The 13,508-nt window shown below is 71.8% G+C and carries 14 protein-coding genes; 4 read left to right on the top strand and 10 right to left on the bottom strand.

All coding sequences use genetic code 11. The features are described from left to right. From QH470_RS22130 to QH470_RS22115, 4 genes are all read right to left on the bottom strand, one after another. On the bottom strand, positions 1-1,248 hold a 1,248-nt coding region (locus QH470_RS22130; RefSeq protein WP_280274264.1), incomplete at its 3' end, for an ATP-binding protein. Between the two features lie 78 nt (positions 1,249-1,326). Further along, on the bottom strand, positions 1,327-1,776 hold the full coding sequence (locus QH470_RS22125; protein WP_280274263.1) for a hypothetical protein: 450 nt from the start codon (positions 1,774-1,776) through the stop codon (positions 1,327-1,329). 115 nt (positions 1,777-1,891) lie between these two features. After that, entirely contained in the window at positions 1,892-2,905 is a 1,014-nt protein-coding gene (locus tag QH470_RS22120) for an NADP-dependent oxidoreductase (RefSeq protein ID WP_280274262.1), read from the bottom strand. A 10-nt stretch (positions 2,906-2,915) separates the two neighbouring features. Then, positions 2,916-3,539 carry a TetR/AcrR family transcriptional regulator gene (locus QH470_RS22115; RefSeq protein ID WP_280274261.1) on the bottom strand — a complete coding sequence of 208 codons (624 nt, stop codon included), beginning with the start codon at positions 3,537-3,539 and terminating at the stop codon, positions 2,916-2,918. 83 nt (positions 3,540-3,622) lie between these two features. Between QH470_RS22115 and QH470_RS22110 the strand changes: the two genes are divergently transcribed. Continuing rightward, positions 3,623-4,717 (top strand): Gfo/Idh/MocA family protein, encoded by a 1,095-nt coding sequence (locus tag QH470_RS22110; RefSeq protein WP_280274260.1) that lies wholly within the window; start codon positions 3,623-3,625, stop codon positions 4,715-4,717. Between the two features lie 6 nt (positions 4,718-4,723). Here QH470_RS22110 and QH470_RS22105 read toward each other — a convergent pair whose 3' ends face one another. Beyond that, positions 4,724-6,235, bottom strand: coding sequence for an acyl-CoA carboxylase subunit beta (locus tag QH470_RS22105; protein ID WP_280274267.1), 1,512 nt, complete (start codon positions 6,233-6,235; stop codon positions 4,724-4,726). Positions 6,236-6,580: 345 nt separating this feature from the next. Here QH470_RS22105 and QH470_RS22100 point away from each other — a divergent pair, with 345 nt between their 5' ends. After that, positions 6,581-6,871, top strand: a complete 291-nt coding sequence (locus QH470_RS22100) for a hypothetical protein (RefSeq protein ID WP_280274259.1) — start codon at positions 6,581-6,583, stop codon at positions 6,869-6,871. Between the two features lie 17 nt (positions 6,872-6,888). On the opposite strand, the gene QH470_RS22095 is transcribed toward QH470_RS22100, so the two are convergent. The 4 genes from QH470_RS22095 to QH470_RS22080 all read right to left on the bottom strand — a co-directional run bounded on the left by QH470_RS22095 (position 6,889) and on the right by QH470_RS22080 (position 10,244). Beyond that, complete coding sequence (locus tag QH470_RS22095) at positions 6,889-7,077, bottom strand: hypothetical protein (protein ID WP_280274258.1); 189 nt, start codon at positions 7,075-7,077, stop codon at positions 6,889-6,891. An 80-nt stretch (positions 7,078-7,157) separates the two neighbouring features. Continuing rightward, a complete protein-coding gene (locus QH470_RS22090) occupies positions 7,158-7,907 on the bottom strand; it encodes a DJ-1/PfpI family protein (protein ID WP_280274257.1) in 750 nt (249 codons plus the stop codon). Continuing rightward, on the bottom strand, positions 7,904-8,905 hold the full coding sequence (locus QH470_RS22085; protein WP_280274256.1) for a GlxA family transcriptional regulator: 1,002 nt from the start codon (positions 8,903-8,905) through the stop codon (positions 7,904-7,906). The genes QH470_RS22090 and QH470_RS22085 overlap by 4 nt, the downstream gene beginning before the upstream one ends. A gap of 88 nt (positions 8,906-8,993) precedes the next feature. After that, entirely contained in the window at positions 8,994-10,244 is a 1,251-nt protein-coding gene (locus tag QH470_RS22080) for a Glu/Leu/Phe/Val dehydrogenase dimerization domain-containing protein (protein WP_425302749.1), read from the bottom strand. A gap of 207 nt (positions 10,245-10,451) precedes the next feature. On the opposite strand from QH470_RS22080, the gene QH470_RS22075 reads away from it, so the two are divergent. Continuing rightward, the gene (locus tag QH470_RS22075) at positions 10,452-11,450 is read left to right on the top strand and encodes a LysR family transcriptional regulator (RefSeq protein WP_280274255.1); all 999 of its coding nucleotides are present in this window, start codon (positions 10,452-10,454) and stop codon (positions 11,448-11,450) included. 14 nt (positions 11,451-11,464) lie between these two features. Here QH470_RS22075 and QH470_RS22070 read toward each other — a convergent pair whose 3' ends face one another. Beyond that, positions 11,465-11,632 carry a hypothetical protein gene (locus QH470_RS22070; RefSeq protein ID WP_280274254.1) on the bottom strand — a complete coding sequence of 56 codons (168 nt, stop codon included), beginning with the start codon at positions 11,630-11,632 and terminating at the stop codon, positions 11,465-11,467. A 180-nt stretch (positions 11,633-11,812) separates the two neighbouring features. Between QH470_RS22070 and QH470_RS22065 the strand changes: the two genes are divergently transcribed. Beyond that, positions 11,813-13,480 carry a bifunctional 3'-5' exonuclease/DNA polymerase gene (locus tag QH470_RS22065; RefSeq protein ID WP_280274253.1) on the top strand — a complete coding sequence of 556 codons (1,668 nt, stop codon included), beginning with the start codon at positions 11,813-11,815 and terminating at the stop codon, positions 13,478-13,480. The last annotated feature ends 28 nt before the right edge of the window (positions 13,481-13,508 follow it).

Here is a 13,508-nt window from a genome sequence, read left to right as displayed (position 1 = left end):
GAGTTCACCCGCGTCGTAGGCCGCGCGGGCGGCGCCGACCAGGCGGCGGCCGCGGCGGTCCGGGTCGGCGCTCAGCTCGGCGCTGCGTTCGAGCGCGAGCGCCACGGCCGACGATCCGCCGCGCCGCTCGGCTCGCCGCGCGGCCGTTTCCAGTGCGGCCGCGGCGGTTTCGTCCGGTCCGGTGGCGGCCGCGGCCAGATGCCAGGCCCGGCGATCGGCATACGGCCGCTCGGTGAGGGTGTCGGCGAGGGCTCGGTGGGCGGCGAGTCGCCAGCCGCGGGGTGCGCCCTGGTAGGCGGCGGCGCGAATGAGCGGATGCCGGAACGCGATTGCGCGGGCGGACAATTCGAGCAAGGTGGCGCGCTCGGCCGGTTCGAGGTCGGCGGCGGTCAGTCCGAGCCGTTCCCCCGCGCACACGACCACCGCCGGGTCGGCCGTGTCGTCGGCCGCGACCAGCACCAGCATCCGCTGTGCGGCATCGGGCAGTTCGCCGATCCGGGCGCGGAAGGCGTCTTGCACCTGCCGCGCCACGGGCAGCGGTTCGACGGGCAGCGACCAGCCCCCGCCGCCGCGGCCGGTCAGCGCGGCGGTGAATTCGATGATGGCGAGCGGGTTTCCGCGTGCCTCGGCGAGGATCCGCGCCCGCATCGGATCGGCGAGATCGTGGGCGCGCCGGTCGAGCAGGGCCGTCGCACCGGCACGGTCCAGAGCGGGCAATGCCAGCGTGTCCAGCCCGGCCGCCGGGAAATGCCCCGCGCCCTCGCGCACGGCGAACAGCACGGCCACCGGTTCCTGCCCGAGCCGGCGGGCGGCGAACAGCAGGGCGTCCAGCGACGCCGGATCGAACCAGTGGGCATCGTCGATCAGGCAGGCCACCGGTCCGTCCCCGGCCAGCTCGGAGAGCAGCGACAGGGTCGCGGCGCCGATCAGGAACCGCCCGCCGCCGCTCTCGCCGAGACCGAAGGCCGCGCGCAGTGCCCGCGCCTGCGGTTCCGGCAGGGCCTCGACACGATCGAGACAGGAATGCAGCAGCAGGTGCAGACCGGCGAAGGGCACCGACACCTCGGATTCGATGCCCACGCCGCGCAGCACCCGCATGCCGACGGCCGCCCGCGCCGCATGGTCGAGCAGCACCGTCTTCCCGATTCCCGCGTCGCCGCGGAGCACCAGCGCTCCCCCGGTCCCGTCGCGGGCGGCGGCCAGCAGCCGGTCGATCCGCGCCAGCTCCTCCGCACGCCCGAGCACCACAGGAGAACAGTAACAATCCGGTTCGGGGCCACCCGCCCGCAGGCGTGCGGCCGCGACCGTTCGCTACCGCGCGCGTCGCTACCGGGCGGGTTGTCCCGGCCCGACGCGGATCGAGGTGCTCTCGTAACCGCCGCCGCCCGGATACACCCAGGCGCCGCTCAGCACGTCCCCGGTCGCGTCGAACGTGGACCGCAGATAGGCCGGGGAGCCCTTCTCGCCGCACCAGATGGTGAGCATGTCGCCCTCCACCTCGTACACGTAGTCGAGGGTGTCGCCCTTGTTGCCGTAGAAGCGGCTCTTGATGTCGGCGCTCGGTGCGTCCGCCCCGTAGGGCCGCTCGCGCCCGATCACCTCGATGCCCTCGATCCGCTCCCCGTACTGCTCCAGTTCGACGTCCTGGATCAGGAAGTGCCCGCCGGTCATCCAGCGGTAGGTGACGACGCCCTCGGCGCCGCCGGTGACCTTCCAGGTGCCGACGAGCCGATTCAGCGCGGCGAGCTGCGGATCCTGGTGCAGGTGTTCGGTCATCTCCGGTCATCTCCTCTGCCCGGCCGCCGCGTGGTCGCGGCGGCTCTCACGAACACGAAGGTATGGCCGGGCCTATCAGTACCCGCATCGGTCGACATACTGGTGTCGGCGGCGGTCACACCTCGACCAGTTGCTTGCCCAGGTTGCCGCCCTCGAACAGGGCGCGCAGGGCGCCCGGGGCCGATTCCAGTCCGGCGCCGACGGTTTCGGCGACGGTCAGTTCGCCCTGGCGGTACCAGCCGAGCAGGGCCGCGAAGGCTTCGGGGAACCTGTCGAGGTAGTCGAGGAAGATGAAGCCCTCCATGCGGGCCCGCCGCAGCGCGATCTGCATGTAGTTGCGTGGCCCACGGGGCGGGTCGACGCCGCGGTATCCCGACGACACGGCCCCCGCCAGCACGACCCGGGCGTGGGGCGCGAGGTGCGCGAGGCCGTGTTCGAGAATGTCGCCGCCCACGCCGTCGAAGAACACGTCCACGCCCTCGGGGGCCAGGTCACGCAGGCGGGCGTCGATATCGTCGCCGCGGTAGTCGATCGCGGCGTCGAAACCGGCCGTGCCGGTGATCCAGGAGCATTTCGCCGGGCCGCCCGCGATGCCGATCACCTTGCAGCCCAGCGCTTTCGCGATCTGACCGGCCAGCGAACCGGTCGCGCCCGCCGCCGCCGACACCAGCACCGTCTGCCCGGATTCCGCGCGGCCGACATCCACCATGCCGAAGTAGGCGGTCAGTCCCGGCGCGCCGAAGACGCTGAGCATCAACTTCGGCGGCACCCCCTCGGGTACGGCGTTCACACCGAACAGTCCACCCTCGGCGGCGACGACGTAGTCCTGCCAGCCCACCATTCCGGCGACCCAGCTGCCCACGGGGAACGCCGCCGCGTCGGAGGAAACGACCTGTCCGACACCGCCGCCACGCATCACCTCGCCCAGCGGCACGGCATCGATGTAGTTCTCGGCGTCGTTCAGCCAGCCGCGCTGGGTCGGATCGATGCTCAGCCATCGCACCCGGACCAATGCCTCACCGGGGCCCGGGACGGGAATCGGGTTGTGCCGCAGCTCGAAATCCTCGTCGCACACCGGGCCGTCCGGTCGGCGGCGCAGAATCCATTGCCGGTTGACCTCGTTCGTCACCGGGCCGATGCTAGACGGCGTTCGACGCGGTGCCGACTTGATTTCGTTCCCTGAGCCCGTCGAGAACTATCCGCAGATTGCGACTCCACTGATCCTGCGCGCTGCGCAGGCCGAGTGTGTGCGCGTCGGTCGAGACGCCCGCGAGCAGGAACGCCACGCCCTCCCTGGTGATGTCGGCGCGCAGCGCGCCGGCGCGCTGCGCTGCCGCCACGAGAGTCCTGATCCGCGTGCGTATGTCGGCCAGCAGCCGATCCAGCCCCGGAATGCCCGCACCGCCCAGCGCCTCGTTCGCGCCACAGCTCTCGGCGCGCAGCCGCACGTACACGCGGGCGAAGTCGGCGAACCCGCGCCACGGGTCGGGGTCCGCGAGCGCACGGTCGGCCGTCGCGATCGTCTCCCCCAGCACCTCTTCCAGAACCACCTGCAGCAGCGCCTCCCGCGAGGGGATCCGCCGATAGAAGGTGCCCTTGCCGACTCCCGCACGCTGGGCGATCTCCTGCGCGGTGACCTCGACACCTACCTCGGCCAGCGCGGACCGCGCCGCCGCGACCAGGCGTTCCACATTCCGGCGGGCGTCGGCGCGCGGGCCCGTCCCGGGCTCGGCGGCGAGTAGTCGATCGACGGCGCTGGTCACGCCCGCCAGCTTAGCAACTGGACTCATCGAGTCCGCTTCGGTATAAACGGACTCGTAAGGTCCGTTTATACGAGGGAGCGACCATGGATTCCATACGAGTAGGCATCGTCGGGGCCAGTCCCGATCGCGGCTGGGCGGTGCGCGCGCACGTGCCCGCATTGCAGGCTCTCCCGGACTACCGGATCACCGCGGTCGGCACCAGCCGCCTCGAGAGTGCCGAGCGGGCGGCGCGGCTGTTCGGCGCGGCACACGGCTACGCCGATCCGCGCCGACTCGCGGAGGATCCCGGCGTCGATCTGGTCGCGATCACGGTCAAGGTGCCCGCGCACGCGGAACTGATCCGCCTGGCGCTGGCGGCGGGCAAGCACGTCTACTGCGAATGGCCGCTGGCACTGCACACCGCCGAAGCCGACGAGCTGACCCGGCTGGCCACCGCCGCGGGCGTCCACCATGCGGTCGGCTTGCAGACCCGATACTCCCCCGCCCTCGCGCGCGCTCGCCGCTTGCTGGCGGAAGGCTATGTGGGAGAGATCGTTTCGGCCACCGTGTACTCCGCCCGGCATCTGGGCGCGGGCACCGAGGTACCGGATTGGGCGGCCTACACCCTGGATCGGCGCAACGGCGCGGGCGTCGTGGAGGTCCTCGGCGGCCACACGCTCGACGCGGTCGAATACCTGGTCGGCGAGTTCACCGACGTGTCCGCCCGGCTCGCCCGCCACCAGTCCCGGGCGATCGTCGAAGGAGTCGGCGCCGTCGCCGTGACGAGTCCGGGCCACCTGCTCCTCGACGCCGCCACGGCCGCGGGTGTCGTGGTTTCGGCCCACATCCACGACTCCAAGGCGACCAACGGCCGCACCCGGATCGACATCGCGGGCACGACAGGGGATCTGGCGATCGTCTCCGGCGTCGGCGGGCCGGGCGGCATCTCACTGAGCGAGCTGCGCCTGCTGGGCTCCCGGGACGGCGAGTGGCAGCCCCTCGACGGCGACGACCCACTGGCGGCGACTCCGCTCGACAACGAGTCCGGCAACGTCGCGCGCCTGTATTCGGCTCTGGCACAGGACATCCGGACCGGGGCCGCGACGGTCCCCACCTTCGGCGACGGCGTCCGCGCGCACCGGCTGCTCGACGCCGTGCGCGCCGCGGCGGACACCGGGCGGCGGGTCCCGGTCTCCTGAGGCAGCTCACATCGGATACAGCGGATGCTTGCGCGGGTTGGCGACCGGCAGCACCGGGCGCTTGTCGCGCAGCAGGCGCAGGGCGCGGCGGATCTCCAGGCGGGTGTGCGACGGTTCGATGACCGCGTCGATGTACCCGCGCTCGGCGGCGATCCACGGCGTCGCGACGGTCTCGTTGTACTGGTTGATCAGGAACTGGCGCGTCGCTTCCCGGTGTTCCTCCGGCACCGCCGCCAGCTGCCGCTTGCCGACCAGATCGACCGCGCTCTCCGCGCCGATCACCGCGATGCGCGCCGTCGGCCAGGCCAGGCTGAGGTCGGCGCCCACCTGCCGCGCGGCCATCATGCCGTAGGCGCCGCCGTAGGACTTGCGCACCACGAGATTGACGATCGGCACCGTCGCCTCGATGATCGCCCGCGGCACCCGCCCGCCGCGGATGATGACGCCGTTGCGTTCCTCCTCGAGGCCCGGCAGCACGCCCGGAGTGTCCGCCACGAACACCAGCGGAATATCGAAGGCGTCGCACAACCGGATGAAATAGGTCGCCTTGTCCGAGCAGGCGGCGTCGATCGAACCACCCAGCACCAGCGGCTGATTGGCGATCACGCCGACCGGGAAGCCGTCCACCCGGGCGAATCCGGTGATCAGGTTCGGCGCGAAAGCGGCACGGACCTCGTGGAATTCGCCGTCGTCGAAGATGCGGAGCAGGATCTCGTGCATGTCGTACCCGGCACGGTCGGAATCCGGGATGATCCGGTCGAGTTCCCGGTCGGTATCGGTGATCTCCGGTTCCAGGCCCGGATTGACGATCGGCGGCAGTTCGAGACAGCTCGACGGGAAGTAGCTCAGATAGGCGCGGGCCCAGTCGTAGGCTTCGTGCTCGGTCGCCGCGACGTGGTGCAGGGTGCCGCGCTCGGCCTGCACCTTCGCGCCGCCGAGTTCCTCGGCCGAGATGTCCTCGCCGTTGACCGCCTTGATCACCTCGGGCCCGGTGACGAACATGTAGGACTGTTCGGTGCCGATCAGCACATCGGTGTTGATCGGCCCGTACACCGAGCCCGCGGCGCACTTGCCCAGAATGATCGACACCTGCGGCACATACCCGGACAGCCGCTCCAGCGCCCGCGAGATGTCGCCGAACGACGCGATCGACCCGACCGCGTCCTGGATGCGCGCGCCACCGGAGTCGTTGATCGTCACCACCGGGCAGGCGTTGTCGAACGCCAAGCGCAAGGCGCGCACGAACTTTCGCGCCGACGTGACGCCGACCGACCCGCCGTACACCGTCTGGTCGTGCGCGATCACGACCACCGGCCGGCCGTCGATCAGCCCGCGACCGGTGACCAGGCCGTCACCATAGAGGGCGTTCGGGTCGCCGGGCTGCCGGGCCAGCGCGCCGGTCTCGATGAAGGTCCCCCGGTCCAGCAGCATCTCAATGCGCTGCCGAACACTGGGAATGCCCTTCTTCCGCCGCTTCTCGATCCCGGCCTGCCCCGCCGGTTCGGTCGCGACCGCCATCAGTTTCACGAGTTCGTCGAGCTTCGCCCGGGTACCGACCACTCCCTGTGCCACCTTCCGCGCCACGTCCGCTGTGCTCAGCGCACGTTAAGCGGTATCGACACCGGGCAACCCGCTCGCGCCGGATAACCGGAGCAGTCACAGCGGAATTCGCCTCGGGCTCACACATACAACAATCCGCGGCGGCCCGGATTCTCGCCGACGGCCTGCCCCGGACGCGAAACACCCCTACTCCCCGCCTTGGGGGTGACGGGGTGCGCGTGGTAGAGGTGGTGGGACCGGCGACGAGCCGGGTCATGTTACGGAAGTCCGCGGGCGACCTCGACAGGACTACGGTGGTGATGCATGTCGACCAGGGATATCACGGTGACCGTGACGGTGGACGAAGCCGATTGGCTCGAGCTCAGCGACGCGGCCGAATGCGCGGGCATGGGCGTGGACGCCTACGTCGCGTGGGGCGTACGGCTGTTGGCCGCGCGCACGGCGCCCGGCAGGACGCTGCGCGCCGACGACCACTCGGGACTGCCGCCCGTGCGGCGCAGGCCCGATGTCGCCGACGAGCCGGAGTCGGCGGCCTGGACGGAAACGTTCGCCGAACGGTTGTCGCACCGCGCCGAGGCGTTTCGTGAAGTCTGAGACCGCCGAGTCCCCGCTCAGGCGTTCCGCATAGCCTCGAGCCGCTTACCCAGCGCAATCGCGGCCTCGGTGGCCCGCCGCTGCCGAGCGCGGGCGCTGCGCTCGTAGGCCCGCGCCGACACCACCAACCGCCTCGCCTCCCACGCTGCCTGCTTCGCCTCCGCCAGCGACCGGAGCCGGGTGCGCCGCACCGATCCGTCGTTCATCTCTGCTACGGTCCGCCGCCGCCACGGCGCGGCACAGCGGTCCGAAGACCTTCTCCGTGTGGACCTTCGGCCCCCGCTGCTCAGCCGGCGGACTGCTCGAGCAGCGACAGGGCCCGCTCGCGCAGTTCGGCCGAGGCGCGGGCGGAGTTCCCGGCATCGAACGGCGGTTGCGGATCGTATTCGATGCCCAGCTGGATCGCGCGGGCGGTATCGTCGTCGGTGAGCAGGGCCGCCAGATACAGGGCCATGTCGATACCGGCGGAAACCCCTGCGGCAGTGAGGTATTTGTCCGATCGGACGTAACGCCGCGAGACGAAGGTGACGCCGTAGGTGGATTCGAGGTAGGGCCCGGCCGCCCAGTAGGTGGTCGCCTCCCGACCCCGGAGCAGTCCCGCGGCGGCCAGCACCACCGCGCCCGTACAGACCGAGGTGGTCCACGTCGACGTGCGATCGATGTCCCGGATCCATTGCAGCACAGCACCGTTCCCGGCGACCGCCGTGCTCCCGCGTCTCCCCGCCCCTGGGACCAGCAGGACGTCGAGCCGGTCCACCTCGTCGATGGCCTGTTCGGCCACGATCGCGACGTCACCGGTATCGGTGCGCACCGGGCCGCGGCGTTCGGCGATCATCGTCACCCGAGCGCCCGGGACGCGGGACAGGACTTCCGCGGGTCCGGTCGGATCGAGCAGGCTGAACCCGTCGTAGAGCAGGATTCCGATCCGGGGCCCGGTGCCGTCGGGCCGTGCCGATGCCGGTGCGACGCTGAAACCGGTGGCCACGAGTGCGGCTGTGCCGCCGACCAATCGGCGGCGGGAGAGGGATGGTGTCACGCTGCCGAAGTGTCGTCCCCGGCTTCGGGTCCGGCCATCGGGATGTCCGTGTTCTTGCGCATCGTGTCGCCGTTCATGCCGTATCGAGCGCGCAGCGCGGCCCGCAGGGTCTGCACGGAACCGAATCCGCAACGCCGGGCGACGGCCGTCATGGGTAGCGCGGTGCGCCGGATCAGATGTGCCGCAGCCTCGGCCCGCGCTTCCCGCACCGCGCGGGCGGGCGTCGTCCCGGCATGGGTGGCGAACAGCCGGGCGAGCTGCCGGGTGCTGAGGCCCGCGCGGGCGGCGAGAGCGCCCGGGGACAGGTCCTCGGCGAGGTGTGCGGCAACGTAGGCCAGCAGGTCGCCGACGACACGGTCCTCGCGCGGCGCCGCGGCCAGGAACATACTGATCTGCTCCTGGTCGGCCGGGCGGTGCACATAGGTGACCAGGATGCGAGCGACCGTGCGCGCCAAGGCCGGTCCGTGATCGTCGTCGATGAGCGACAGCGTCAGATCCAGCGCGCTGGTCACCCCGGCGGAGGTGTAGACGTTGCCGTCACGGATGTACAGCGGCGCGGTGTCGACGGCCACCGACGGGAACCGGGCGGCCAGCTCCGCGCCGTAGCCCCAGTGCGTGGTCACGCGGCGATGCTCCAGCAGACCGGCCGCGGCCAGCACGTACGCGCCGGTGCAGACCGAGGCGAGCCGCCTGCTGTGGCGGGCCAGCCGCCGCACCTGATCGAGCAGGTGGTGGTCGGCGGCGGCCCGTTCGGCGCCCGCCCCGCCGACGACCATCAGCGTGTCCAGCGGGCCGTGGATCGCCTCCAGCGGACGGCTGCCCAGCACGATCCCCGCCGACGTCCGCACGCCGCGCCCCGCCACCGAGACCACGTCCACGCGGTACGGCGGCTGCGCCCCGGCCCGATTCGCCATATCCAATGCCCCACTGGGACACGCGATATCGAGAATCTGCGCATCGTCGTACGCGACGATCAGCACCCGCCGGTCGGCCTCCATAGCCGCCGATGGTATCCCCGCGGCAGCGACCGGCCGACGTGCCTGCTCACCCGGCAACCCGCCGGTGCGGGCGAATCCGCCCGTCCGGTCAGGGGATGACGACCGGGCCGAGCAGCGGCGAGGGCTCGTCGGCCCAGCGGTGCCCCGTCTCGCGGGGCGTGACGCCCGCGTCGGTCCACGCCGCCAGCAACTGCGCGACCTTGGCGTGCATGATGGTGCGCAGCCGGTCGAACGAGTTGTCCGGGTTGTCGTCGACCTCACCGAGCAGCAGCCACCAGGCCCAGGCCACCGCACCGGCATTGGCGACGAAGTCCGGCAGCACCGGCACGCCGCGAGCGGCGAGCATGGCCTCCGCCTCCGGCGTGGTGGCGGCGTTCGCGGCCTCCACGATGATCCGGGCGCGGATGTCGTAGGAGTTGTCCGGCGTGATCGCGTACGAAATGGCCGCGGGGACAAGGATATCGACGTCCGCGGACAGGATCGCGGTGCGCGGCAGCTGTTCGACGCCCGCGGGCAGCCGGGCGCGGTCGATCTCGCCGTAGCCGTCGCGCAGTGCCAGCAGCGCCGGGATGTCCAGCCCGGCGGCGCAGTGCAGGGTGCCGGCGGCGTCGGCCACGGTGGTGACCCGCATCCCGGCCTCGTGCAGGTAGTAGGCGGCCGACCCGCCCATGGTGCCGACGCCCTGGATCGCGACCGTCGTCGCGGCGGGCGGCTGCCCCCAGGAGACGGCGGCGGCGAGGCAGGCGTGCGCCACCCCGTAGCCGCCGATCACGTCACCGAGCAGGAAACCGCCTTCGACCACCGCGTTCAGCCCGCTGCGGACTCGTTCCAGAGTCGCCGCCGGATCGGCCGCGCGGCGGATCGCGGCGTGGTAGCTCTGGCCCAGGCCGAGCTTCTCGAAGACCTCGTCGATCAGATGCTGCGGGACGCCGAGGTCCTCCGCGGTCACCCAGTGCGAGTCGATCCACGGGCGCATGGCCTCGCAGAACCGCTCCAGCACGTCGACGGCGCGCGGGTCCTTGGGGTCGAAGTCGATCCCGCCCTTGGCGCCGCCGATCGGCAGGTCGAAGGTGGCGGTCTTGTTGGCCATGCCGCGCGCCAGGTCCTCGACCTCGGTCAGCGTGCAACCCGCCCGCATCCGGGTGCCGCCGGTGGCCAGCCCGGCGCGCAGGGTGTGCACGACGAGGTAGCCGACCGCACCGGTGGGCGCATCGGTCCACTGCAGGCGCATGTACGGCTCGGGGCGGCGGCTGACGGGGGTGAGGTCGGCGGGGATGGTCGGAACGGTTTGGGCGATCGCCTGCTGGGTACCCTCCACAGGGTTCTGCATCATCGTCATGGGGAACCACCTCCGTATTCGTACTCGTGCCGTAACCACCACCCACCGGGAATCGCCGGTCGCGCGACTCCCGTCCGGACCTCGTCGTCCCCGGCCGATGGCTCGCGTCCGGTGTCACCAGCGTGCGGTCGCACGTAGGCGCGCGTCTATTTACGGTTCATTCACGGCAGTGTTCAGCGTTCCTGCACAGCCTTTAGGCTCGGTGCCATGGACTTGTCGTTGCCTCGTCTGCGAATGTTGCGTGAGCTCCACCGCCGCGGCACGATCACCGCGGCGGCGACCGCGCTGCACTACACCGCCTCGGCGGTCTCCCAGCAACTGGCGCAGCTGGAGCGTGATGTCGGCACCCGGCTGTTCGAGCGGCGCGGGCGGCGGGTGCAGCTCACCGATCTCGGGGTGCTGCTCGCCGAGCACGCGGAGGAGATCCTCGCGTCGGTCGAGCGCGCGACCCAGGCGCTCGAGGAGGCGGGCGAGTCGGTGACGGCGAAGATCACCGCCGGTGTCTGGGCGTCGGTGGCCTCGGGCCTGATCCCCGACGCGCTGACCGCCCTCGCGCGCACTCATCCCGGTATCCACGTGCGGACCCGAGAGCTGGCTCCGGAGGCGACGGCCGCGGCGGTCCGCGACGGCGCGCTCGATCTCTCGTTCGTCCTCGACTACTCGAACTACCCGACGACCTGGGACCGCGGCCTGGAGCGCACGGTCATCGCGGTCGAGCGGGTCTACGCCGCCGTCCCGGCCGGCGCGGTGCCGGCGGCCAGCGTGACCCTGGCCGAGCTGGCCGAGCATCCGTGGATTCTCGCGCCTGCTCGCTCCAACTTCGGGCACGCGGTCCGGCTGGCGTTCCAGTCCGTCGGGCTGGTGCCGCGGATCGACCACGAGGTGGAGGAGCAGGCCACCGCGATGGCGATGGTCGCGGCCGGTCTGGGCGTGACGCTGGTGTCGGATCTGGGCCTGGCGCTGCGGCCGCCGGGCGTGGACATCGTCGCGCTCGGCGACGTGCTCACCCGCACGGTCTCGCTGGCCTACCGCACCAATACGGCGCGCCGGGCCGCCCTGCTGCTCGTCGTGGACGCGATCCGGACCGCCGCGGCGGAGAAGGGTCTCGCCGCCGACGCCGCCCTGCCCACCCCGGCCGACGTGGAAACCATTCCCCCGCCGCCGAATTCGCTCGAGCCGTCCAACAAGAGCCTGGGCCTCGGCTGAGCCGGTGCGGCGGGTCAGTCCGGGCGGCGGTGGCGTCCGGACGACGCGACGGGCTGTACCGGTAGCAGTTCGGTGCAGGCGTCGATGTCCACGATCGTGGTGACTCGTAGCCGGGCGATGAACTCGTCGACGGAGTAGCCCGTCGACAGGACATCGGCCAGCAGTCGCTGCGCTGGATTCACATTGCCCCCTTGTGCCATATCGCCGACCCCTTTACTCGCTCGAAAGCAACCTGCCCGCGCGGCATGTCACCCCAGTTCCGGTGCGAGACGCCCGCAGAGTAGCCATTTCCTGGCAATCGAAACCACCGACCGCGGGTACCCGTGCGGACGGGCGATTTCCGCGCTGCCAGACTCGTGGACGTGCGATGGGCGGTGGCGGAGGCGGACGACGGCGGGGCGAGCCTGTGCGCACTGGACGCGGACGGGCGCCCCGCGGGACCGGTGCTGCGCGAACCCTCGCTCGCCGCGGCGGTGCGCTCGCGGCCCGAGGCCGAACGGTGGGTGTGGCGGTCGGCCGAGGTCTACCGGCGGCTGCTGAGCGCCGGGGTGCGCGTCGAGCGGTGTTACGACGTCGAGGCCGCGGAGGGCCTGCTGATCGGTCACGAGGAGGGCCAGTCGGGCCAGCCCCGGGCGCTCGCGGCCGCCTGGGCGCGGCGGCACGGCCTGCCGGTGCCGCCGGACGCGCCCGCCCGGACCGCCGAGACCCAGCCGGCGCTGTTCGAGTCGAATTCCCGTGCGCTGCCGCCGGACACCGACGAGTTCACCGCCCTGCTGGAGGTCTACGCGGCCCAGGTGGAGCGCACCGCGCGGACCGAGCATCCCGAGCGCATGCGGCTGCTGCTGGCCGCCGAATCGGCCGGGATACTCGTGGCGGCGGAGATGTCCCGCACCGGGATACCGTGGCGCGCGGACCTGCACCGCGCACTGCTGGACGAACTCCTGGGCGAACGCTTCGCGGGCGGGACCGAACCGCGCCGGTTGACGGAACTGGCCGACGAGGTGTCGCGGGCGTTCGGGGTGCGGGTCCGGCCCGATCTCCCCGCCGACATCGTGAAAGCCTTTGCGCGCGTAGGGATCTTTCTGAAGTCGACCCGCAAATGGGAGTTGCAGGCCGTCGATCATCCGGCCGTCGCGCCACTGCTGGAGTACAAATCGCTGTACCGCCTCTACACCGCCCACGGCTGGTCGTGGCTCGAGCAGTGGGTGCACGACGGCCGGTTCCGTCCCGAATACCTGCCCGGCGGCACGGTTTCCGGCCGCTGGACCACCAACGGCGGTGGCGCACTGCAGATTCCGAAGGTGATCCGGCGGGCCATCCGCGCCGATCCGGGGTGGCGGCTGGTGGTCGCCGACGCCGATCAGATGGAACCGCGTGTCCTCGCCGCCATCTCGCGCGATCCGGGACTGATGGAGGTGGCCGGGCGCGCCGAGGACCTGTACGCGGATCTGGCGGCCCGCGCCTTCGCCGGCGATCGCGACCAGGCCAAGCTCGCACTGCTGGGCGCGATCTATGGCCAGACCTCCGGTGACGCCCTCACCCACGTGGCCGAACTGCGCCGCCGCTACCCCGCCGCGATGGCGTACGTCGACGAGGCGGCGCGCGCCGGGGAGGAGGGCCGTCTCGTGCGCACCTGGCTCGGCCGTACCTGCCCGCCGGTGTCCGCTGCGCCGGCCGGGGACCTTGATCCGGCGCCCGATCCCGGCGACGGCGGGTACGGCGGCACCTCCGCGACCCGCGCCCGTGGGCGCTTCACCCGCAACTTCGTCGTACAGGGCAGCGCCGCCGACTGGGCGCTGCTGGTGCTGGCGGCGCTGCGCCGTGAGCTGGCGAGCGCCGGTCTGCGCGCCGAGCTGGTCTTCTTCCAGCACGACGAGGTCATCGTGCACTGCCCCGCCGAGGAGGCCGTGACGGTCGCCGCGGCGATCACCACGGCCGCGGACGCCGCGGGCCGAATCGCCTTCGGGCCCACGCCCGTCCGCTTTCCCTGCACCACGGCCGTGGTCGAATGCTATTGGGACGCCAAATAACCCGGCTCGCCGCGCAGCGTCCCCGTTC

This window comes from Nocardia wallacei, from assembly GCF_029868745.1.
GTDB classification, from domain to species: domain Bacteria; phylum Actinomycetota; class Actinomycetes; order Mycobacteriales; family Mycobacteriaceae; genus Nocardia; species Nocardia wallacei_B.
Note: the sequence above shows the minus strand (reverse complement) of the source record. Positions and strands in the feature narration are given on the sequence as shown.